This is a genomic window from Pandoraea communis (assembly GCF_902459745.1).
GTDB lineage: Bacteria > Pseudomonadota > Gammaproteobacteria > Burkholderiales > Burkholderiaceae > Pandoraea > Pandoraea communis.
The window spans coordinates 728,579-750,974 of sequence record NZ_CABPSJ010000003.1 but is presented as its reverse complement, the minus strand read 5'-3'; the positions used below and the strand labels follow the sequence as shown (position 1 = coordinate 750,974).

At 63.4% G+C, this 22,396-nt stretch carries 20 protein-coding genes; 11 read left to right on the top strand and 9 right to left on the bottom strand.

Annotated features, from left to right (window positions below; translation table 11 throughout):
* Positions 1-13: 13 nt before the first annotated feature.
* Complete coding sequence (locus PCO31110_RS14265; protein ID WP_150690696.1) at positions 14-1,000, bottom strand: DMT family transporter; 987 nt, start codon at positions 998-1,000, stop codon at positions 14-16.
* Between the two features lie 347 nt (positions 1,001-1,347).
* Between PCO31110_RS14265 and dapC the strand changes: the two genes are divergently transcribed.
* The 7 genes from dapC to PCO31110_RS14230 all read left to right on the top strand — a co-directional run bounded on the left by dapC (position 1,348) and on the right by PCO31110_RS14230 (position 9,574).
* Positions 1,348-2,550 (top strand): succinyldiaminopimelate transaminase, encoded by a 1,203-nt coding sequence (dapC, locus tag PCO31110_RS14260; protein ID WP_010803852.1) that lies wholly within the window; start codon positions 1,348-1,350, stop codon positions 2,548-2,550.
* Positions 2,551-2,574: 24 nt separating this feature from the next.
* On the top strand, positions 2,575-3,402 hold the full coding sequence (dapD, locus tag PCO31110_RS14255) for a 2,3,4,5-tetrahydropyridine-2,6-dicarboxylate N-succinyltransferase (RefSeq protein ID WP_010803851.1): 828 nt from the start codon (positions 2,575-2,577) through the stop codon (positions 3,400-3,402).
* Between the two features lie 90 nt (positions 3,403-3,492).
* Positions 3,493-3,840: an ArsC family reductase gene (locus tag PCO31110_RS14250; protein WP_010803850.1), complete on the top strand. Its 348-nt coding sequence runs from the start codon at positions 3,493-3,495 to the stop codon at positions 3,838-3,840.
* Positions 3,841-3,844: 4 nt separating this feature from the next.
* Positions 3,845-4,996: a succinyl-diaminopimelate desuccinylase gene (gene dapE, locus PCO31110_RS14245; RefSeq protein WP_150690695.1), complete on the top strand. Its 1,152-nt coding sequence runs from the start codon at positions 3,845-3,847 to the stop codon at positions 4,994-4,996.
* A gap of 19 nt (positions 4,997-5,015) precedes the next feature.
* Positions 5,016-5,912: a 50S ribosomal protein L3 N(5)-glutamine methyltransferase gene (gene prmB / locus PCO31110_RS14240; protein WP_010803848.1), complete on the top strand. Its 897-nt coding sequence runs from the start codon at positions 5,016-5,018 to the stop codon at positions 5,910-5,912.
* Between the two features lie 119 nt (positions 5,913-6,031).
* Entirely contained in the window at positions 6,032-7,459 is a 1,428-nt protein-coding gene (cls, locus tag PCO31110_RS14235) for a cardiolipin synthase (protein WP_150690694.1), read from the top strand.
* Positions 7,460-7,633: 174 nt separating this feature from the next.
* Complete coding sequence (locus tag PCO31110_RS14230; RefSeq protein WP_010803846.1) at positions 7,634-9,574, top strand: ATP-binding cassette domain-containing protein; 1,941 nt, start codon at positions 7,634-7,636, stop codon at positions 9,572-9,574.
* A 100-nt stretch (positions 9,575-9,674) separates the two neighbouring features.
* On the opposite strand, the gene radA is transcribed toward PCO31110_RS14230, so the two are convergent.
* Both radA and alr read right to left on the bottom strand, forming a co-directional pair.
* Positions 9,675-11,048 (bottom strand): DNA repair protein RadA, encoded by a 1,374-nt coding sequence (gene radA, locus PCO31110_RS14225; RefSeq protein WP_010803845.1) that lies wholly within the window; start codon positions 11,046-11,048, stop codon positions 9,675-9,677.
* 19 nt (positions 11,049-11,067) lie between these two features.
* A complete protein-coding gene (gene alr / locus PCO31110_RS14220) occupies positions 11,068-12,138 on the bottom strand; it encodes an alanine racemase (RefSeq protein ID WP_010803844.1) in 1,071 nt (356 codons plus the stop codon).
* Between the two features lie 338 nt (positions 12,139-12,476).
* Between alr and lplT the strand changes: the two genes are divergently transcribed.
* Both lplT and thiD read left to right on the top strand, forming a co-directional pair.
* Positions 12,477-13,769, top strand: a complete 1,293-nt coding sequence (gene lplT, locus PCO31110_RS14215; protein WP_010803843.1) for a lysophospholipid transporter LplT — start codon at positions 12,477-12,479, stop codon at positions 13,767-13,769.
* Position 13,770: 1 nt separating this feature from the next.
* A complete protein-coding gene (gene thiD, locus PCO31110_RS14210; RefSeq protein ID WP_010803842.1) occupies positions 13,771-14,595 on the top strand; it encodes a bifunctional hydroxymethylpyrimidine kinase/phosphomethylpyrimidine kinase in 825 nt (274 codons plus the stop codon).
* Positions 14,596-14,616: 21 nt separating this feature from the next.
* Here the strand turns inward: thiD and PCO31110_RS14205 are convergent, their stop codons facing one another.
* The 5 genes from PCO31110_RS14205 to PCO31110_RS14185 all read right to left on the bottom strand — a co-directional run bounded on the left by PCO31110_RS14205 (position 14,617) and on the right by PCO31110_RS14185 (position 18,500).
* Entirely contained in the window at positions 14,617-15,804 is a 1,188-nt protein-coding gene (locus PCO31110_RS14205; RefSeq protein ID WP_010803841.1) for a DUF1853 family protein, read from the bottom strand.
* On the bottom strand, positions 15,765-16,832 hold the full coding sequence (locus PCO31110_RS14200) for a uracil-DNA glycosylase (RefSeq protein ID WP_150690693.1): 1,068 nt from the start codon (positions 16,830-16,832) through the stop codon (positions 15,765-15,767). The genes PCO31110_RS14205 and PCO31110_RS14200 overlap by 40 nt, the downstream gene beginning before the upstream one ends.
* Positions 16,819-17,298 (bottom strand): ribosomal protein S18-alanine N-acetyltransferase, encoded by a 480-nt coding sequence (gene rimI, locus PCO31110_RS14195; protein WP_010803839.1) that lies wholly within the window; start codon positions 17,296-17,298, stop codon positions 16,819-16,821. The genes PCO31110_RS14200 and rimI overlap by 14 nt, the downstream gene beginning before the upstream one ends.
* Complete coding sequence (tsaB, locus tag PCO31110_RS14190) at positions 17,298-18,059, bottom strand: tRNA (adenosine(37)-N6)-threonylcarbamoyltransferase complex dimerization subunit type 1 TsaB (protein WP_150690692.1); 762 nt, start codon at positions 18,057-18,059, stop codon at positions 17,298-17,300. The genes rimI and tsaB overlap by 1 nt, the downstream gene beginning before the upstream one ends.
* Positions 18,060-18,263: 204 nt before the next feature.
* Complete coding sequence (locus PCO31110_RS14185; RefSeq protein ID WP_144265658.1) at positions 18,264-18,500, bottom strand: hypothetical protein; 237 nt, start codon at positions 18,498-18,500, stop codon at positions 18,264-18,266.
* On the opposite strand from PCO31110_RS14185, the gene PCO31110_RS14180 reads away from it, so the two are divergent.
* On the top strand, positions 18,489-20,267 hold the full coding sequence (locus tag PCO31110_RS14180) for a DEAD/DEAH box helicase (RefSeq protein WP_246189835.1): 1,779 nt from the start codon (positions 18,489-18,491) through the stop codon (positions 20,265-20,267). The two genes, PCO31110_RS14185 and PCO31110_RS14180, sit on opposite strands and share 12 nt — an antisense overlap.
* A 113-nt stretch (positions 20,268-20,380) precedes the next feature.
* Here the strand turns inward: PCO31110_RS14180 and pip are convergent, their stop codons facing one another.
* Complete coding sequence (gene pip / locus PCO31110_RS14175) at positions 20,381-21,448, bottom strand: prolyl aminopeptidase (protein ID WP_174979564.1); 1,068 nt, start codon at positions 21,446-21,448, stop codon at positions 20,381-20,383.
* A gap of 475 nt (positions 21,449-21,923) precedes the next feature.
* Between pip and PCO31110_RS14170 the strand changes: the two genes are divergently transcribed.
* Complete coding sequence (locus tag PCO31110_RS14170) at positions 21,924-22,361, top strand: universal stress protein (RefSeq protein WP_010803835.1); 438 nt, start codon at positions 21,924-21,926, stop codon at positions 22,359-22,361.
* The last annotated feature ends 35 nt before the right edge of the window (positions 22,362-22,396 follow it).

Sequence of the window (22,396 nt, the reverse complement as noted above, 5' to 3'; positions counted from 1 at the left end):
ACATCGGTACGCATCATACCATCGCATCCCCTGCCGTCGCGGATTTACAACGACGCGAATCCGGCAAAATACCTGACAGAACGCCGGCCGCCACAATGCACAGCCCGCCGGCGATTTCACGCACGCCCAGCCCTTCGCTGGCAAGCCACCAAGACGAAATGGCCGCCACGACAATTTCAAACAGCATGATGAGCGCCGCCTGATTGGCCGGCACACGCGCCAGGCCGAACTGCACGACGACGTTGGTTGCCGCAATGGCGCAACCCAGCGCCAGCGCAACCGCAGCGGTCGCGGCGCTCGACGTGAGGGCCGCGACGGTGGCACGGCCAGCTTCGGCGCCGCCGTCGAACGGCAGCACCAGCAACCCGCCGACCGCGCAGCCGAGATAGAGCGTCCAACTGCGCATTTCCGCGCGCACCCCCGGCAACGACTGACTGACGCGTCGCAGCAGCACGTTATTGAGGGCGAAAGCCGCACCGGCAATGGCTCCGGCCCATTCACCGGGGTTATTCGGCACGGGCCAGCCCAACTCGGGCGACCAGAGCATCAGCCCCGCCCCGCCCAACGCCAGCGCGATCAGGCCCGCGCCACGCAAGCCGACGCGCTCGCCGAGCAGCCAGTGAGCGAAAAGCGCCGTCCAAACTGGGGTCAGATAGAAAAGCAGCAGCACACGCATGACATGGCCATGCGTCGTCCCCCAGACAAACGCCACATTGGTCGTGCCTCCCGCGAACGCCACACCGGCCAGCAGCCACGACCAGCGCAGCGTACCAAGCGAGCGGCGATAAACCAGCGTGAGCAGCAGCAGCGCCACGCTCGCGGTACAAATCTGTGCAGGCACCGCCGCAACACCCCACTGGCCAAGCATGCGGTAGGGAAACCAGGCCAGTCCCCATACGGAGGAACCGATGAGAATGCTCAAGGCGGGTGCCGCCCGGGTGCGCAGCGAAGCGCCGGCGTTCGATGCCGGGCCGTGCGCGCCGTTGCCGGCTACGGTCATACTATTGACTCCTGAAAAACCTGAGATACTCCGCAGACTTGCCTCATTGGCGCCCCGGAATGTGCTGAATTACGCGGCGGCCGCGCTTTGTGGGCGCCGTAACGGTATAATTTTCGCTTTGCCGATCTTGCCATTCTTGAGCGCGTCCGGGAACCCCGTTGCGTGATGTACTGGATAAGTGCGAACCCATATGTGGCATGCCATCCGCAAGCCCGGCGCCGGAAATCGCATCATGGCGCACCGGCGCCCCGGGAGATCCGGCCCAGCCGCCTTGCGCGGTCCGAATTGCCTCGAGCGTTGCCCTGAGTGGCATCGCGAACCCTAGCCCTGAGTCTGTTTGAATTCTCGTGAACCCATTACTCGACAAGCTCCAGCCCTATCCCTTTGAACGCCTGAAGTCGCTGGTAGCGGATGTGACGCCCGCCAGTGCATACAAGGCCATTAGCTTCGGCATCGGTGAGCCCAAGCACCCGACGCCGCAGTTCATCAAGGAAGCCTTGATCGAAGGGCTGGGCGGCCTCTCGAACTACCCCGCCACGGCGGGCGGCGAACCGCTGCGCGCGGCGATTGCCCAGTGGCTGGCGCGCCGCTACGCGCTGCCCAACGTGAATCCGGCCACCGAAGTGTTGCCGGTCACGGGCTCGCGCGAGGCACTCTTCTCGTTCGCACAGGCGGTGGTCGACGGCGGTAAGCCCGGTGCACGGGTGCTGTGCCCGAACCCGTTCTATCAGATCTACGAAGGGGCAACGCTGCTTGCCGGCGCCACGCCCTACTATGTCGATAGCGATCCGGCGCGCAACTTCGCCCCGAATTACGATAGCGTGCCGGCGGATGTCTGGCGCGATGTCCAGCTCGTTTATCTCTGCTCGCCCGGCAATCCGACCGGTGCCGTGCTGGGTCTTGCCGAGTGGAAGCGTCTGTTCGAACTCTCGGACCAGTACGGTTTTGTGATTGCGTCCGACGAGTGCTATTCCGAGATCTATTTCGACGAAGAGCGCGCACCGCTGGGCGGTCTTGCGGCAGCCCACCAACTGGGTCGTGGTTTCGAGCGTCTGGTGGTGTTCTCCAGCCTGTCGAAGCGTTCGAACGTGCCCGGCATGCGCTCGGGCTTCGTGGCCGGCGACGCCGCCATTCTGAAGAAATTCCTGCTGTACCGCACGTACCATGGCTGCGCGATGAGCCCGGCCGTGCAGGCGGCGAGTGTCGCGGCGTGGAACGACGAAGCCCACGTGCGCCTGAACCGCAGCAAGTACCTGAAGAAATTCCAGACCGTCACGCCGATGCTCGCCGAAGTGCTCGACGTGCGCCTGCCGGACGCGGGCTTCTACCTGTGGGCCAAGGTTGACGCGAAAACCGGCCTGTCCGACACGGAATTCACACGCCAATTGCTGGCGCAATACAATGTGGCCGTACTGCCCGGGTCGTACCTCGGCCGCGCGGCGCACGGCGCCAACCCGGGCGAGCACTATGTGCGCATCGCCCTCGTGGCCGATGTGGACGAATGCACCGAAGGCGCCCAGCGCATCGTGCAGTTCTGCCAATCCCTTTAATCCTTACTGCAACTGATTCTCGCCATGTCGCAACAACTGCAAACCACCATCGACCAAGCCTGGGAAAACCGTGCCGAGATTTCGGCCAAGTCGGCACCTGCCGACGTGCGTGAGGCTGTCGCCCACGTCATCGCCGAGCTGGACAAGGGCACCCTGCGCGTGGCCCAGAAGCAAGACGGCCAGTGGATCGTGAACCAGTGGATCAAGAAGGCCGTGCTGCTGTCGTTCCGCCTCGAAGACAACGCCGTGATGCCCGCCGGCGGCTTCAGCCAGTTCTACGACAAGGTGCCGAGCAAGTTCGCCAGCTACACCGCAGAAGACTTCGCGCGCGGCGGCTTCCGCGTGGTGCCCCCGGCAGTGGCACGCCGCGGCTCGTTCATCGGCAAGAACGTCGTGCTGATGCCGTCGTACACGAACATCGGCGCCTACGTTGACGAAGGCACGATGGTCGACACGTGGGCCACCGTCGGTTCGTGCGCACAGATCGGCAAGAACGTTCACCTCTCGGGTGGCGTCGGTATCGGCGGCGTGCTCGAACCGCTGCAAGCCAATCCGGTCATCATCGAAGACAACTGCTTCATCGGCGCGCGCTCGGAAGTCGTGGAAGGTGTGATCGTCGAAGAAAACTCGGTGATCTCGATGGGCGTGTATCTGGGTCAGTCGACCAAGATCTACGACCGCGAAACGGGTGAAGTGCATTACGGCCGTGTGCCGGCCGGTTCGGTCGTCGTGCCGGGCAACCTGCCGTCGAAGGACGGCAAGTACAGCCTGTACTGCGCCGTGATCGTGAAGAAGGTCGACGCGCAAACGCGCGCCAAAACGGCAATCAACGACCTGCTGCGCGGCGAATAAGTCCACGCGGCACCGACGAGGCGCAGTCGCAGTCCTGACTGCGATGTTGCGCCTCGTTCTTTTGTAATCGCGACATCAGGAGTTCTGGCGATGACGGCAGTGCTGTATGGCATTCCCAACTGCGATACCGTGAAGAAGGCGCGCGTGTGGCTCGACGAGCGCGGCGTGGCGTACGACTTCCACGACTTCAAAAAGGCGGGCGTGAACGACGCACTGCTGGGTAACTGGCTCGCCCAGGTACCCCTCACCACGTTGCTCAACCGCAAGGGCACAACGTGGCGCAAGCTCTCGCCGGAGCAACAGGCTGCGGCGGCCGACGAGTCGGTCGCCCGCACCCTGATGATCGAAAACCCGTCGCTCATCAAACGCCCTGTGCTGGTGGCCGACGGCAAGGTTTCCGTGGGCTTCACGCCCGACAGTTACGCCTCACGATTCTGATTTCATGACTTCCTCCCAAGGCGCCACGCTGGCGCTTACCGAGCAACTGATCGCCCGTCACTCGGTGACGCCCGAAGACCGTGACTGCCAAGCCATTCTGGCGCGCCGCCTCGAAGCGATCGGCTTCGCGTGCGAGACCATCGCATCAAACGGCGTGACCAACCTGTGGGCGGTCAAGCGCGGCACGCGTGGCACCGAGGGCAAACTGCTCGTCTTCGCCGGCCACACGGACGTGGTGCCGACCGGCCCGCTCGAACAATGGCATTCCGATCCGTTTGCACCGACGCATCGTAACGGCCTGCTCTACGGTCGCGGCGCCGCCGACATGAAGACGTCGCTCGCGGCATTTGTGGTCGCTTCGGAGGAATTCGTCACCCAGCATCCGAATCACACCGGCGCCATCGGCTTTCTGCTGACGAGCGACGAAGAAGGCCCGGCCACCGACGGCACCGTGAAGGTTGTTGAAGCGCTCACAGCGCGCGGCGAGCGCCTGGACTACTGCGTGGTCGGTGAGCCGACGTCGAGCCAGCAGTTGGGCGACATGGTCAAAAACGGCCGCCGCGGGTCGATGTCGGGCAAGCTCGTGATCAAGGGTGTCCAAGGTCATATCGCCTATCCGCATCTCGCCAAGAACCCGACGCATTTGTTCGCGCCGGCACTCGCCGAACTGACGCAGACGGTCTGGGACAACGGCAACGACTATTTCCCGCCCACCACGTGGCAAATCTCGAACATTCACGCAGGCACCGGGGCAACCAACATCATCCCCGGCGAGTTGACGGTGATGTTCAACTTCCGCTTCTCGACGGCCAGCACGTCCGAGGGTCTCCAGCAGCGCGTGCACGAACTACTCGACCGTCATGGCCTGACCTACACGCTCGACTGGTCGATCAGTGGCCAGCCTTTCCTCACGCCGCGCGGCGATCTGTCGGAAGCCCTCTCTAGCGCGATCCACGAGGAAACGGGGCTTCAGACCGAGCTTTCGACCACAGGCGGCACGTCGGACGGGCGCTTCATCGCCCGCATTTGCCCGCAGGTCATCGAATTCGGTCCGTGCAATGCCAGCATTCACAAGATCGACGAACACATTGCCGTGGCCGATATCGAGCCGCTTAAGAACATCTACCGCGGCGTGTTGAAGCGCCTGGTGGCCTAAGGCGCGCGAGGTAATCATCATGACGACTCAGGCACCCCACCCGTTCCGGACGCTGCGCGATCTGCTGCGCTACGCCGTCTCGCGCTTTACCGAGGCCGAACTGGCCTTCGGGCATGGCACGGCCACGGCTTACGACGAGGCCGCCTATCTCCTGCTGCATACGCTGCACCTGCCCATCGATACGCTCGACCCGTTTCTCGACGCGCGTTTGCTGCCCGAGGAAATCGAGCGCGTGCTGTCAGTCATCAACCGTCGCGCAGGCGAGCGCGTGCCGGCGTCGTACATCACGAATGAAGCGTGGATGCATGGCCGCCGGTTCTATGTAGACGAACGCGTCATCGTGCCGCGTTCGTTCGTGGGCGAGTTGCTCGAAGACGCCTTGCAGCCATGGGTCGATCACGCCGAAGACGTCGCGGACGTGCTCGAGTTGTGCACTGGCTCCGGCTGCCTTGCGATCCTCGCCGCCGAAGCCTTCCCGGCGGCGCAGATCGATGCGGTCGACATTTCCCCGGACGCATTGGCCGTGGCCAAGATCAATGTGGCCGACTACGGTCTCGACGACCGCATCGCGCTCCATCTGGGCGATCTCTATGCGCCGCTGCCACAGGGCAAGCGCTATGAAGTCATTCTCACCAATCCGCCGTACGTCAACGAAGGTTCGATGCAGGCACTGCCGGCCGAATACCGTCACGAGCCACGTCTGGCATTGGCCGGCGGCGACGACGGCATGGATGTGGTTCGCCGCATCATTGCCGGTGCCCGAGAGCATCTGACCGATGACGGCGTTTTGGTCGTGGAAGTCGGTAACGAACGTCACTTCGTCGAGGCGGCGTTCCCGGATCTGCCGATGACGTGGCTGGCGACGAGTGCCGGCGACGATATGGTCTTCCTGGTGCAGGCAGCCGATCTGCCGTAATGCAGTAACTCCCTCGGGGCTCGCGTTTTGCCGCGAGCCCTCGTCTAAGTCCACGTACCCCGGTTACACTCGGGTTCCCGGGTCCGCGCGACTCTCGGCATGGAGGAAGGTAGTCCGTCATGGCGTTCAATTTGCTCGACGTCGGCTTTGCCGTCGCCTGTCTTCACGTGATGGGAGCCATCGCCGCCATCCATGCCGTTCTAACGGTACGGACGTCGCAAGGCGCGGTGGCATGGGCAGTATCGCTCGTGACGATACCCTACCTCACCCTCATCCCCTATCTGTTCCTTGGCCGGTCGAAATTCATCGGCTATGTCGAGGCGCGCCGTGCGCGCAACGAGGCGCTGCAATCACGCATGGGCGAAACGCAGTGGAGCGGTGAGCCGCCCGTCGCGATGGAAGCGCACCCGGAGTTTGCCGCGCTTACCGCCATGACGGGGATGTCGTTCGTGGCGGGCAATCGGGTGCGTCTGCTGGTGAACGGCCGGGCCACGTTCGACGCCATCTTTGCCGCTATCGATCGCGCGCGTGACTACGTCGTCGTTCAGTTCTTCATCGTCAAGGACGACGCGCTCGGACGCGCCTTGTCCGCGCGTCTGCTCGCGCGCGCCGCGACGGGCGTGAAGGTGTACTTCCTCTACGATCGTATCGGCAGCCACGATCTGCCGAGCAGCTATTGCGAGAAGCTGCGCCTGGGCGGTGTGACGGTGCACGAGTTCGCGGCTGCGAAACGCGGCATTTTCGTCAACCGCTTTCAGCTCAACTTTCGCAATCACCGCAAGATCGTGGTGATCGACGGCAACGAAGCGTTTATCGGCGGACACAACGTCGGGGTCGAGTATCTCGGCGAGAAACCGCCGTTGGCCCCATGGCGCGATACGCATATCTCCGTGCGTGGACCTGCGGTGGTGGGTATCCAGCGCGCATTTGCCGAAGACTGGCACTGGAGCACGGGTACGGTACCGGAACTCAACCGCCTGCCAGCCGCCTCCGGCGAAGACATGCACTGTCAGGTCGTGCCGAGCGGCCCTGCTGACCGATTGGAGACGTCGTCCCTCTTCTTTGTCACCGCCGTCAACGCCGCACAGAAGCGAGTCTGGCTCACCACGCCCTACTTCGTGCCCGATGAAGCCGTGTTCTCCGCGTTGCGTCTGGCGGTGCTGCGCGGCGTAGACGTGCGCATTCTGATCCCGGATCGGGCCGATCACTATGTCGTGTTCGAGGCGACCACCTCGTACGCGTTCGAGGCCGCGCGCAGCGGCATCCACGTCTATCGCTATCAACATGGCTTCCTTCACCAGAAAGTCGTGCTGATCGATGACAGCGCAGCCGCCGTCGGCAGCGCCAATCTCGACAACCGGTCGTTCCGTCTCAACTTCGAAATCATGCTGCTCACCGTTGACCGCGCCTTCGCCGACGACGTCGCGTACATGCTGACGCACGACTTCGAGCAGGCCGCCCTGCTGAACAAGGACGATTTCCGGAAGATTCCGAGATGGCGTCAGATTGTGATGCGTCTGGCGCGGCTTTTCGCCCCAATTCTGTAGGCGCGGCGGGGTGCGCATCGCTTTCATGCGCTCAGACCGGTAAAATGCCGGTTTTGCCGTCCCCCCGCACCACGGTTTCGATGCACGGCTCGTTCGCTCCCCGTTGGGTCGGCGATACCCGGCTCGCCACGCGGACTCAGGACGAACTGACCCGCTTTCCCTTCGGCCTTTTTCGTGATCCGATTCGAACATCTCACCCTCGCACGCGGCACCAAGCCGCTCTTCGAGGACACCTCCGTAACGCTCAATCCAGGCGAGCGCGTTGGCCTCGTCGGCGCCAACGGCGCGGGTAAATCCACCCTCTTCGCGTTGCTGCGCGGTCAGTTGCACGCCGATGGCGGCGATGTCTTCGTGCCCAGCAGCTGGCGCGTCGCCCACGTGATGCAGGAGACACCTGCCGTCGAGCGCACTGCCCTCGACTATGTGCTCGACGGCGACACGCGGCTGCGCGAGATCGAAGCAACCATCGCGGCCGCCGAAGCTGCGCATGACGGTCACGCGCAAGCCGAGGCGCACGCCGCCTTCGCCGACGCAGACGGCTACACGGCCCCCGCCCGTGGCGAAGCCCTGCTGCTCGGACTCGGCTTCACGCTTGCGCAAACGCAGTTGCCTGTCGCCAGTTTCTCGGGCGGATGGCGCATGCGCCTGAATCTGGCGCAGGCGCTCATGTGCCCGTCCGATCTATTGCTGCTCGACGAACCGACCAATCACCTGGATCTCGACGCCATCGTCTGGCTCGAAGACTGGCTCAAGCGATACCCCGGCACGCTGATCGTGATCTCACACGATCGCGAGTTTCTCGACGAAGTCTGCAACGTCACACTGCATATCGAGAATCAACAGATCAAGCGTTACGGCGGCAACTACAGCCAGTTCGAGATTCTGCGCGGCCAGCAACTGGTGCTGCAACAAAGCGCGTTCGACAAGCAGCAGAAGACGATTGCGCACCTTGAATCGTTCATCACGCGCTTCAAGGCCAAGGCAACGAAGGCGCGTCAGGCGCAGAGCCGAATGAAGGCGCTCGAAAAGATGGAGCGCATCGCGCCCGCGCATATCGCGTCGCCGTTTACGTTCGAGTTCCGTCCGGCCGACAGCGCGCCGAACCCGATGCTCGTGCTTGATGCGGTGCGTTGCGGCTATCCGCTCGAAGACGGCAGCGAGAAGGTCATCCTCCCGCATGTCACGATGTCGGTGCAGAACGAACAGCGTATCGGCCTGCTGGGCGCCAACGGTCAGGGCAAATCGACGCTCATCAAAACACTCGCCGGCACGCTTGCGCCACTGGCGGGTGAGGTGAAGACCGGCAAGGGCTTGCAGATCGGCTATTTCGCCCAGCACCAGGTCGAAACCCTGCGCCATGACGATTCTCCGTTGCAGCATTTGCAACGCCTCGCCCCCGACACGCGCGAACAGGAATTGCGCGACTTTCTTGGCGGATTCAACTTCCGCGGCGATATGGCGACGTCGTCGATTGCGCCGTTCTCCGGTGGCGAGAAGGCGCGTCTGGCGCTGGCGCTCATCATCTGGCGCAAGCCGAACCTGCTGTTGCTCGATGAACCGACCAACCATCTGGATCTCGAGACGCGCCATGCCCTCACGATGGCGCTCGCCCAGTTCGACGGCACGCTGATTCTCGTCTCGCACGATCGGCACTTGCTGCGCGCGACCACGGATCAGTTTCTGCTGGTGGCCGGCGGCGAAGTGCAGCCGTTTGACGGCGATCTCGATGACTACCGCGATTGGTTGCTGCAACACGCAGCCGACCAACGTGCGGCAGCACGAGACGCCAGCAGCGGCAATGGCGAAGGTAGCGACGGTGCCGACGGCGTCAACCGCAAGGATCAGAAGCGTGCCGAGGCGCAGGAACGTCAGCGGCTGTCACAACTGCGCAAGCCGCTGCAAAGGAAGATCGAGAAGCTGGAGCAGTCCATCGCGAAGCTCTCGGACGAAAAAGCCCGGCTCGACGCTATCCTCGCGGACAGCAGCACCTATGAAGACGCCAGGAAGGCCTTGCTGACCGATAGCCTCAAGCAACAGGCCGACGTCACGGCAAAGCTCTCGGACGTGGAAGCCGAATGGCTCGAAGCCCAGGAAGCCCTCGAGCAGATCGCTTGATCCGATAGCGGCAGCGGCCACACGACGCAGTCCATGCCGCGACGCCAAAGGAAAAGCCCGGTCGATCCGACCGGGCTTTTTTCATGCTAGCCGTGCGCGCTTACAACCCCGCGACCACCGAAATCGCGTGCTCCAGCCGGTCGACGGCGTGCACTTCGAGGCCGTCGATGGGCTGTTTCGGCGCGTTCGCTTTCGGGATGATCGCAATGGAAAAGCCGAGTTTGGCGGCTTCCTTGAGACGATCCTGACCACGCGGACTAGGACGGATCTCCCCCGCCAGCCCGACTTCGCCGAACGCCACGATGCCGCGCGGGAGCGCCTTGTTGCGCAGCGACGAATGAATGGCCAGCAACACCGCCAGATCCGCCGCCGGTTCGGTGATCTTCACACCGCCAACGGCATTCAGGAACACGTCCTGATCGAAGCACGCAATGCCCGCATGGCGATGCATCACCGCCAACAACATCGCCAGACGGTTCTGCTCAAGTCCTACCGCCAGCCGCCGCGGGTTGGGCACCTGCGCGGTATCGACCAGCGCCTGTACCTCAACGAGCAGTGGCCGCGTGCCCTCTTGTGTGACGAGCACGCAGGAACCGGGCACGCTCTGTTCATGCTGCGAGAGGAACAACGCCGACGGATTCGCTACGCCGCGCAACCCCTTCTCGGTCATCGCAAACACACCCAACTCGTTGACGGCACCGAAGCGATTCTTGAACGCCCGTACCAGCCGATACGACGAGTGCGTATCTCCCTCGAAATACAGCACCGTGTCGACAATGTGCTCAAGCACGCGCGGCCCCGCGAGGCTGCCTTCCTTCGTCACGTGGCCGACCATGATGACGGTCACGCCGCTCTGCTTCGCGGTTCGCGTGAGCTGCGCCGCGCATTCGCGCACCTGCGCCACCGAACCGGGGGCGGAGCTGAGCGCTTCGGAATAGACCGTCTGAATCGAATCGATCACCACGACGTCGGGCTTTTCGGACTCGATCGCGCCTAGAATCTTTTCGAGCTGAATTTCCGCGAGCAGGTCCAGTTCGCCACCGCCCTCTCCCGCCGCGCCAAGGCCGAGCCGTTGCGCCCGCAAAGCAATCTGCGCGCCCGACTCTTCGCCGCTGACATACAGTGCACGCCGCTCGCGCGCCAGATGTGCAAGCGATTGGAGCAGCAAGGTCGACTTGCCGATGCCGGGATCGCCGCCGATCAGCACCACACCGCCGGCCACGAGCCCTCCGCCCAGCACGCGGTCAAACTCGCTCACGCCGCTGGAGAAGCGCGGCACGTCGGCCGCTTCGATGTGCGCCAGCTTAAGTACCGGCGTGCTCTTGGCGAGCGATTGATAACGATGACCCGTCGTCGTTTCCGCCACCGACTCGACGAGCGTATTCCAGCCGTTGCAGTTGGGGCATTGCCCCGCCCACTTGGGTGTCTGTCCGCCGCATTCGGTACAGATGTAGACAGTCTTGGCTTTGGCCATGGAAATCCTGTGGCGACGCTCAGTTCGCGTGCACGGGCACGCGACGCGCCACGGCGCACATCAGCTCATAGCCGAGCGTGCCTGCCGAGGCCGCAACCTCGTCGATGCTCAGTCCACGCCCCCAGAGCGTCACGGACGAGCCCACGCGCGCCTGCGGCACCGGCGTGAGATCGACGGACAGCATATCCATCGACACGCGGCCCAGCGTGCGGGTGCGCACACCGTCGACAAGGATCGGCGTGCCAGTGGGGGCGACACGCGGATAGCCGTCGGCATAGCCGCAAGCGACCGTGCCCACGCGCATCGGCGTCTCGGCGGTAAAGATACTGCCATAGCCCACCGTGCCGCCCGCCGGAATCTCCTGAATACCGATCAACTCGGTTTCGAGCGTCATCGTCGGTTGCAGATCGAACGTCGCCGCCGGGACCTCGAGCCCCTTCGGCGAGGAGCCATAGAGCATGATGCCGGGACGGACCCACGCGCCATGCGTCTCCGGATAGCACAGCGTGGCGGCGGAATTGGCAAGGCTGCGCTCACCTGGCACATCGCGGGCGCCGCGCTCGAACGCTTCCATCTGATACTGAATGCCGCGCGCGCCGTCGGCATCGGAGAAGTGGGTCATCAGCACGATCTGGCTCACGCCGGGAATTGCACGAGCACGCTCCCATGCGGCGCGATAGCGCTCGGGAGAGAAGCCGAGGCGGTTCATGCCGGAATTCATCTTGAGCTGCACGTTGAGCGGCTTCTTCAGACGCGCCATCTCCAGCATGCGCAACTGTTCGTCGCTATGCACGGTAGTCGTCAAACCGTACTCGTCGACGATCGCCAGATCCTCGGGCTTGAAGAAGCCCTCGAGCAGCAGAATGGGGCCGGCCCAGCCGAGTTCGCGCAGACGCACGGCTTCGTCGAGATCGAGCAGGCCGAAGCCGTCGGTGTCGCGCAATCCGGGAAATGCGTTATCGATGCCGTGCCCGTAGGCGTTGGCCTTGACCACCGCCCACACCTTGGCGTTCGGGGCATGGCGACGGGCGACATCGAGATTATGGGCAAGGGCTGCAGTATGAATCGAGACTTTGATTGGACGAGGCATGGGCGGATACAGAATCAGAGGAGAAGCTCGCCAGGACAGGCTGGCGGCATAACGCATCGGCATATTTTCGTGTTATAAAGCCGTGCGCACAACTTGTTTTGCTGAAATCTTTTTCCCGATGACAATATCGGTCTCAGACCGAGGGCGAACGGGCGCCCGGCACGGGGGCTGCAAGACCGAATATACGGTCGATTAGCGACATTTGAGCGACTGATGTGCGCAGATACCCCTGTGTTTAAGCCCGGTTTCTTCCCGTGTGGGAGCCCCTTGCGGGCACCGCGGATTCCGACAACCGAGACACGCAAGTTTTACGCCGCACGGGATCGACTCAAGTACCGATGAAGAAAGGCTTTTATACCATCATGGCCGCGCAGTTTTTTTCGTCGCTGGCCGACAATGCATTGCTCATCGCCGCAATCGCACTCCTCAAAGATTTGCATTCCCCGCAGTGGATGACGCCGCTGCTCAAACTCTTCTTCGTTCTCTCGTACGTCATTCTTGCCGCTTACGTGGGCGCCTTCGCCGACTCGATGCCCAAGGGCAAGGTCATGTTCATCAGCAACTCGATCAAGGTCGCAGGCTGTCTGCTGATGCTGTTCGGCTCGCACCCTCTCTTAGCGTATGGCGTAGTGGGCTTCGGCGCGGCGGCATACTCGCCCGCGAAGTACGGCATTCTCACGGAGCTACTCCCCGCCGAGAGATTGGTCGCCGCGAATGGATGGATCGAAGGCCTCACCGTCAGCTCGATCATTCTCGGCACAGTGCTCGGCGGCACACTGATCAGTCCGCATATATCGGAGTGGATTCTCCAGCGCACTCCTGAGGTGATCAGCTCGCCGGCGATGGCCGCGATGGTCGTCATCATGGCCATTTATGTGATTGCCGCGCTGTTCAATCTGCGCATTCCGGACACGGGCGCACGTTATGCGCGTCAGGAACGCAATCCGATCAAACTCGTCTCCGATTTTGCCGACTGCTTCGTCACGCTCTGGCGCGACAAGCTGGGCCAGATCTCGCTCGCCGTCACCACACTGTTCTGGGGCGCAGGCGCAACCTTGCAGTTCATCGTGCTGCGCTGGGCCGAAAAAGCGCTCGGCATGTCGCTGTCCGAAGGTGCCATTCTGCAAGCCGTATCGGCCGTGGGCGTCGCCGTCGGCGCCATCCTGGCGGCCTCGCGTATTCCGCTCAAGCGCTCTCTCTCGGTGTTGCCCGTCGGCATCGCCATGGGCCTCGCGGTGATGGCGATGGCGTTCTTCTCGAAGGATCTGCTGCCGTACGGCACCGAGTGGAAAGTGCCGCTCTACCTGATCGTCGCGTACATCTTCCTCATCATCGTCGGTGCACTCGCAGGTTTCTTCGTGGTGCCGATGAACGCCCTGCTCCAGCATCGCGGCCACGTGCTGCTCTCGGCCGGCCACTCCATCGCCGTGCAGAACTTCAACGAGAACCTGTCCGTACTTATCATGCTGTGCCTCTATGCACTGCTGATCTGGTTCAACGTGCCGGTCGGGGTCGTCATCATTCTGTTTGGCGTGTTTGTGTCGGGCACGATGTGGCTTGTCATGAAGCGTCATCAGGCCAATCAGCGCGAATTCGATTCGGTCTCGCTCATTGGCGAAGTCAAGCATTGATATGAATTTGCGTCATTCGCCCGTACCCATTGCCCTCACCATCGCCGGCTCCGACTCCAGCGGTGGCGCAGGCATCCAAGCCGACCTCAAGGCGTTTTCCGCGCTCGGCGCATACGGCGCGAGCGTGATTACCGCCCTCACCGCGCAGAATACGCAAGGCGTGACCGGTATCCACACACCGCCGGCGAGCTTTGTCACCGCCCAGATGGACGCCGTGTTTCAGGACCTCGAAGTCGATGCGGTCAAGCTCGGCATGCTGGCCAACGCCGAGGTCGTGCGCGCGGTGGCCGCCGGATTGCGGCGATACAAACCGCGCTTCGTCGTGCTCGATACCGTGATGATTTCGAAGAGCGGTCACGCGTTGCTGCAACCGGATGCCGTTGCCGCGCTGCGCGATGAACTGCTGCCGCTGGCGGACCTGATTACCCCGAATCTGCCGGAAGCCGCCGCGCTACTCGGTGTCGCGCCCGCTACCGACGAAAGCGAGATGGAGCAACAGGCGCAAGCGCTGCGCACGCTCGGTGCCCGCAATGTACTGGTCAAGGGAGGCCATCTCGCCGGCGATCTGAGCCCGGACTGGCTCGTGAGCGCCGCAGGCGTCGAACGATTCAGCGCACCGCGCATCGCCGCTCACAACACGCACGGCACGGGCTGCACGCTCTCCGCCGCACTGGCCGCGTTGCGTCCCCGTCGCGACAACTGGTCGGACACCGTGCGCGACGCCAAGGCGTATCTCAATGGTGCACTCGCCGCCAGCGACGCGCTTCATATCGGTCGCGGCATCGGCCCCGTCCATCACTTCCACGCGGTCTGGCCCAAGGATTGAGGCGCCCGCTCGGGCACCGAATCAGATTGACGGCGCGCCGTCGTCCACACTGCGCGCAAGCGCACGACGCGCCGCCGCACCGGCCCGCTCGCTCAATTCCTCGATACGATGGCGAGCGCGCGGCGCCCAGTAGTCCGGCACGATAAATCCTCGTTCGCACTCGAACCACCCCTCCTTGCCCGCTCGCTGCGACAACGAGACGATCAACAATGGCTCGGCGATACCACGTTCGCGCCAGTGCGTCTCGATGCGCACATGTATCGCGGCAAGCGATAAAGCGGCCGAGTCGTCCACACGGGCAGGCGCAAGCCAACGTGCCCGCGGCAACATGGCCCAGCGCCGCTCGCCCGACGCCACGGCGTCGTGAGACGTCGACTGCGCATGCGCCCACCATTCGTCGAGCGTCGCCCACCAGCCTCGACCGTGCGATTCAGACGCCACCTGCGGCACCTGCCCGCGTTGCGTGAGCGGATGGAATAACCACCCCTTGAGATACACCTGCGGCAGCCATGGCCCGGCGGCAGGCAACGCGCTGCGCGCAGCTTCGAGTGTCGTCAGGCGCAGTTGATGACCGAGCAAGCGCGCGACCTTGTCGGCCAGACTATCGGCCAGATTCGGCCCCAGCCAATGAAACTGGGCGGCGCGTTCGTCGAGCACCGGCGCCGGGAGCGCCGGCGGCACGAACAAGTACAGCTTTACCGCCAGTTCCCAATGAAGCAATTGGTGGTCGGCGCGACGCGTCAGCAGGAAGTCGCACTCGCCGAGCGTCATGTTGCCCCGCCGCGAATCGCGCACTTGCAAACCCGCGGCAAGCAGATCGAACCGAGGGCTGTGCATTAGCGCGAAATGCAGCAGTTGCTCCGCATAACGCCCCAGCCGGCTGGTTTCGCCACGCGCAAGAAATTCGCGCAACGGCTCGGGATTCGCATCGCAAGCCTGCAGCCAATCGTGCAGGAGTCGGGAGTGGAAGACCGGTTCCGAGACACTCGGCAGTGTCCCCGGCAAGATGCCGGATACGGAAATGGCAGGGTCGTCGGGCGCCACATCGGCCGCCGCCTGCACACTATCGAAATGGGCGAGTGCCGCCGGAAAACGGGTAGCACTGAGAAGGTCGGCAGACAGCAATAGCCACGCGAGGTCGCGCACCGGCGCCTCGCGTAGCGTTTCGATCAGTTCGCCGTAGGCTTGTTGGCCGGAGTCGATTCGCACACTGCCTCGTAGGTAGCCCGCGCCAGGCACCAATCCGTCCAGGCTTTGGCCTTGTCGGGCAGACTGCGTAATAGATAGGCCGGATGGTACGTCACGATCACCGGCACCCCTTCATACTCATGCACACGCCCGCGCAGGCTGGCAATGCTCGCTTGTGTGCGCAGGATACTTTGCGCCGCGAAGCGCCCCATCACCACGATCACTCGCGGTTTGAGCAGCGCGACCTGACGCTTCAGGTATGGCTCGCAGTTCGCGACTTCGTCCGCCTCCGGGTCGCGATTGTTCGGTGGACGGCACTTGAGCACATTCGCGATATAGACGTTCTCACCGCGCCGCAACGCCGAGGCTCGCAACATGTTGTCGAGCAGTTTGCCTGCCTGACCGACGAACGGCTCGCCCTGCAAGTCTTCCTGCTGGCCCGGCGCTTCGCCCACGAGCAGCCAATCGGCCTCGCGGTCACCTACGCCGAAGACCGTCTGCGTACGCTTCTCGCACAAGCCGCACAAGCGGCAATTGGCGACACGCTCGGTCAGCGCCTCCCAGTCCAGCGTCTCGACGCCCGGCAATGCAGGGCGTGACGGCGCGCCGGTCTCGCCCGCATCGCGCACGATTGACCACAATGCGGCGTCGGCGGCAGCATCGCCGTCGCCGTTACCATCGCTATCGAGCCACATCGGGATGTCGTCGGGCGGCAGATCGGCCATGCGACGGTTGGCACCGCCGCTCTGGGGCGACCCTCGCGCGACTTCCGCGCGGACAGGCGCTATACGCGTGACAGGTGCAGCCGGCGCCTCATCCAGGCTCGCAGCACGCGCAGCGGCACGCACGCTGCCCTGCGCGACGGACGGCGACACATCCCATGGCGGCATATCGTCAGCCGGCAGACCGCCCCGAAGGGCCACCGTTTCGGCGAGCGTTGCCACATCGCCGTCTTCGGCAGTCACCACCGCCGCCCTGGCCACGGCATCGTGCGACATCCACACCGGCCACAGCCCAAACTCTTCCAGAATCGCTTTAGGCCACGGCACGATCGGTCTCCCACGACAGGCGCATCACAATGGCGTCTTCACGACGCCCACTCGCCGGATAATATCCCTTGCGCCGGCCGATCTGCTCGAAACCGAAACGCTCATAGATGCGCAACGCCCGCATATTCGACGGGCGCACTTCCAGCAACACCCCGCCCATACCCTGCTCACGCGACACGCGTACCACCTCTTCGAGCAACTGCACACCCAGACCGTTACCCTGCATTTCCGGCACGACGCACACGTTGAGCAAATGCGACTCGTCGACGACCGGCATCAACAGGAAATAGCCCAGCAACGAGCCATCGACCGCGCGCAGGCAGACCCCCTGATGCCCGGCATCCATCGAATCGGCGAAATTCTGCCGCGTCCACGGAAACGGGTATGCGCGCACCTCGACGGCGACAACCTCATCGAGATCAGCCAACGTCATCGGCGAAAAATGATTCGGACCGGTCTGGCGCATCAGGGCGTCTCCTTGCCGGCGCCCTGCACCGCCGCCTGCTTGATGGCCTCGCGCTCGGCCGTCGTCTGCGCCACCTTGTTACGGAGGTAGAACGGCATGGCCTGATCGGCAGGAATCGCCTCGCCTCGAGCGAAGGCGCGCGCCGCCAGCGTCGCGACGTAACGCGCACGCGGCATGGCATCGACCAACACGGCCTGCGCCTGCACGCTTGCCTGCAAACGCTCGCCAAACGCCAGCACGGCATTACCGGCGACGACGAAAGCGGCGTCGGGGGCACGCACCTGTTCGGCGGCGTCGAGCGACGGCGACTGCGCTTCGCGCCAGTCTTCGGCCGCGGCGTCCCAGGCATAGTCGGCCCAGTAAGCCTCGTTCATCCGCGCATCGAGCGCGACAAGAACCCGCTGCGTGTCGACGCGCAAAGCGCGCGCCGCTTCGGCACAAGCCAGTAACGTGCCCACCGGCACGACGGGCAGTTTGGCCCCAAAGGCCAACCCCTGCGCAACGCCACACGCGGTGCGCAGCCCGGTAAACGAGCCAGGGCCGGCGCCAAAGGCGATCGCATCGCATTCGGCAAGCGTCACACCAGCCTCGCGCAAGACATCGCGCACAGCCGGAAGAATATGGGTACTGGAGACGGGGCCGGTATCGAGATGACGCTCGAACACAAGGGCCGGCGCCCCACTGGCGGGATCGTGACGATACAAGGCGACCGAACAAAACTCGGTCGAGGTATCCAGAGTGAGAAGCGTAATCGAAGACATGGCGCTATTGTAATCGGGCGCGCGACAAGCAACCTAGCGGGATCGACGGCAACCCGCGCCAAAGCTGACGCCAGCCACTGCGGTACTCCCCTGAAATGCATGCCCAAGGGACTCCTGCGACCCCGTGAAAATCCGAACGTGCACTTTTCAAAAAAAACAGGTATAATCCGCGCTTCGCTTCGCGGGGTTCTATGAAATACCTCGTCAGGCGACGAAAAACTGCGTTTTGCCCCAATCCTGTGATAAGCCGCTGTAGTTCTTGCCGGTACTGGCGTTCCTGATGGAACGACCCGCCGCCGTCCCTGGCTTACGATACGGATTTCGATCCGCTTTCTGCCCCATCCGCGATTTGCTTCCTGCTTGCGACGAATTGGGTTTGCCGATTGGCGCCAACGCCCCGACATCACCTTTCAATCCGCAAGAGGATTCATGGAACAGCATTCCAAAATGTCTGCGCTCGCGCAGACGTATTTCCCTACGTCTGAAGAAAACACCGCCGCTATTGTTGTTGACGCCACGCCGGCAGTCAGCACCGACGGTCAGCCCTCGTTCGCCGAACTCGGCCTGAACCCGGCAATTCTGACGGCCCTTATCACCGCAGGCTACACCAGCCCGACGCCGGTTCAGCAGCGCGCAATCCCCGCTGCGCTTGCCGGTCGCGATCTGCTCGTGTCGAGCCCGACGGGTTCGGGCAAGACGGCCGCCTTCATGCTGCCCGCTATCCACCGCTTCGCCGAAATGCAAGCAAGCGGCGAGTTGGGCAGCCGCGCTCCGGCCGCCCATCCGCGCAACCAGCCGGCCGCCCCGGGCGAAAAGCCCCGCAAGGGCCAGCGCGTGCGCCGCGTGGCGGCTCAACCGCTGCTGCTCGTGCTCACGCCGACGCGCGAACTGGCGCAACAGGTCTCGACGGCTGCCGATACGTACGGCAAGCAACTGCGCCGTCTGCGTACGGTCAGCATTCTGGGTGGCATGCCCTACCCGCGTCAGCTCGAAATGCTGGCCAAGCAGCCCGAAATCATTGTGGCAACGCCGGGCCGTCTGCTCGATCACATCTCGAGCGGCAAGATCGATCTGTCGCAACTGATGATGCTGGTGCTCGACGAAGCCGACCGCATGCTGGACATGGGTTTCATCGACGACATCCAGACCATCGTCGACGCTACGCCCGAATCGCGTCAGACGTTGCTGTTCTCGGCAACGATCGACGGCCGCATGGGAGAAATCACGCGTCGTCTGCTGCGTGATCCGGAAACCATCGAGATCACGCGCGGCAGCGAACAACGCACCAACGCCAACATCGAGCAAACGCTCCATTATGTGGACGACCGCGCCCACAAGGATCGCCTGCTCACGCACTTGCTCGGCAACGACGCGCTCGATCAGGCCATCGTGTTCACGTCGACCAAGCGCGACGCCGACTTGATCGCCGACCAACTCGAGCAAGCCGGTTTCGACAGCGCTGCACTGCACGGCGACATGCCGCAAGGCGTGCGTAACCGTACGCTGCGCGCATTGCGCGAGCGCCGTGTGCGCGTGCTGGTGGCGACCGACGTGGCAGCACGTGGCATCGACGTGCCGGGCATCACGCACGTGTTCAACTACGATTTGCCGAAGTTCGCAGAAGATTACGTCCACCGCATTGGCCGTACGGGCCGTGCCGGCCGTCGTGGCGTGGCCGTGAGCCTCGCCGCACACGGTGAAATCGGTGCCGTGCGCCGCATCGAACGCTACACGCGTGAACCGCTGCCGGTGAACGTAGTGGCCGGTTTCGAACCGCGTCGCTCGCCGCCGAAGGGTGGCAGTGGTGCTGGCAGCAAGCGTCCGGGTCAAGGCCGTGGCGGTCCGCGTCATGGTCAAGGCGGCGGCAACAGCCGCTGGAGCAACAGCAGCGCCCCGCGTTACGGTAACAACAGCGGTAATGGCGGCAATGGCGGCTATCAGGGCGGCCAACGCTTCGGCGGCGCCAAGCCGGCCGGTGCCCCGTTCGAGCGCCGTGAAAGCAGTGGCTACCAGCAAGGCGAAGGCGGCAACGGTGGCAATGGCTTCTCGAACGGCAGCGCGACCGACCGCTTCGAGCGTCGCTCGCCGCGTCCGGCCGACGGCAACCGTCAGGAACGTGGCGGCCGCAGCTTCGACGCACCGCGTCAGGACCGTGGCTTCGGCAATCGCAACGGCGGCAGCGGCTTCAGCAAGCGTCGCAGCGACTGAATAGCCTGACACCGGCAGGACGAGTCATCGACGAGTCCTGCCCGAATGTCTGAAAACCCCGGATGTCGACATCAGTCGTCGACATCCGGGGTTTTCTCTTTTGTGCGCCTGAATCAGGACGCCGACGCGAACCGGTCCGTCGCCTCGATCAGCCAATGCAGGATGGTGGGCTCACTAAACGCATGTCCGGCGTCCGGCGCCCAATAGAAATCCGCCTCCGGCCATGCCTTGTGCAACGCCCATGCGGTATGCGCAGGTGTCGCCATGTCGTAACGGCCCTGAACGATCACCCCCGGAACGTCGCGCAAACGGTGCGCACCGTCGATCAATTGATTCGGCGTGAGAAAACCATCGTGCACGAAGTAGTGGTTCTCGATGCGGGCAAACGCAATCGCGTAATGCGGGTCGCCAAAGGCCTCTGCGAGCTGGTCGTCCGGCAGCAGTGTGATCGTGCTGCCCTCCCACATGCTCCACGCACGGGCCGCCTCAATTCTGACCGCCTCGTCGGGATGAATCAGCCGCTTCCGATAGGCGCGCATCAGATCGCCGCGCTCTTCGAGCGGAATCGGCGCCAGAAACGCCTCCCAACGATCCGGGAACAGCCACGAGGCGCCCGTCTGGTAGTACCACTGCAATTCTTCGCGACGCACCGTGAAAATGCCTCGCACGATCAGTTCGCTCGCACGATTCACATGCGCTTGCGCGTAGGCCAACGCCAGCGTGCTGCCCCACGAGCCGCCAAACACCTGCCATTGTTCGTATCCGAATTTGACTCGCAACCGCTCGATGTCATCCACCAGATCCCATGTGGTGTTGTGCTCAAGGCTTGCATGCGGGATCGAACGTCCGCAACCACGTTGGTCGAACAGTGTGATGCAGTACCTGGCCGGATCGAACAATCGCCGGTGCTCCGGCGAACAACCGCCCCCAGGGCCGCCATGCAGAAACACCACCGGCTTGCCGAGCGGATTGCCGCACCGCTCCCAATAAATACGATGTCCGTTACCGACATCGAGCATCCCACTCTCGTAGGGCTCGATAGGCGGATATAAACCGCGTAGTGTGTCCGGGCGCGTCTCTATGATCCTGCCGGGCGCACGTCTCGGGCCGAGTGTCTGCGTCTGCGGATCGTTCCGCATGTTGTGGACAGCATCATCGGGAAAATCGGCTGACATCGGCATCCTCACGTGAACGTTGGCCGGCGCGTCATCCAAGTTACGTGCGACGCGGACGGTGAAAACATGGATGAGTAGGACGGGGACAAATACGTCGAAGTTCAGTGTAGCGTGAGTAACGCTTATTGCGTGCACTCCCCATCCCGCATCGACACGAGGATGAAGCGGAGGGGGGCCGCATGTTTGGGGTACCGAAATTTCGGCATTCGCACGCCTATAGTGCGTGCGGGGTGCAGAGGCACCCCGATCGGGCTTGACTGCACGGGTGGGCGGCGTCACGCAGACGAGCACTACCGGGTTTGCCCCCGTTGTTGCGCCGCGCCAAAGCCATAGAATCGAAGTGAAGGGTTTGCTGGCGATGCAGATGTCGACACCCAAAAAAGTGTCGAGATCGCCGGAACAGCAGACTGGGTGCAAGACCGTGTAATACCTGCGCGAGCCTGTGAACGCGTGTTCAGCAACGCCAACTGCGGGAGGTCATATGTTATTTACCCACATCCTCATTCCGACCGACGGCTCGGAGCTATCTCAAAAGGCCGTGACTGGCGGACTCGAACTGGCGCGTGCGCTCGGCGCGAGAGTGACGGGCTATTGCTGCCTCGCCGAGTATCCTTACTCCCCCTTCAGCGAGTACGTGCTGGAAGCGCCTGCCACGTTCAGCGAGCGCATTGCCGAAGAAGCCTGCGCCCACCTCGATAAGCTGGCCGAAGCCGCTGCAGCAGCGGGTGTGCCGTTCGATCGCGACAGCTCCACTTTCCCTGCGCCCTATCTGGGCATCATTGACGCAGCAGAACGCCACAGGTGCGACGTTATCCTGATGGCCTCGCATGGACGCCGTGGACTCACCAGCCTGTTGCTGGGCAGCGAGACGCAGCGCGTTCTCGTGCACTCGAAGATCCCCGTACTCGTCTATCGGTGATCCGTCTGCGCCAACCTGGCAACTCATGAAAAAAG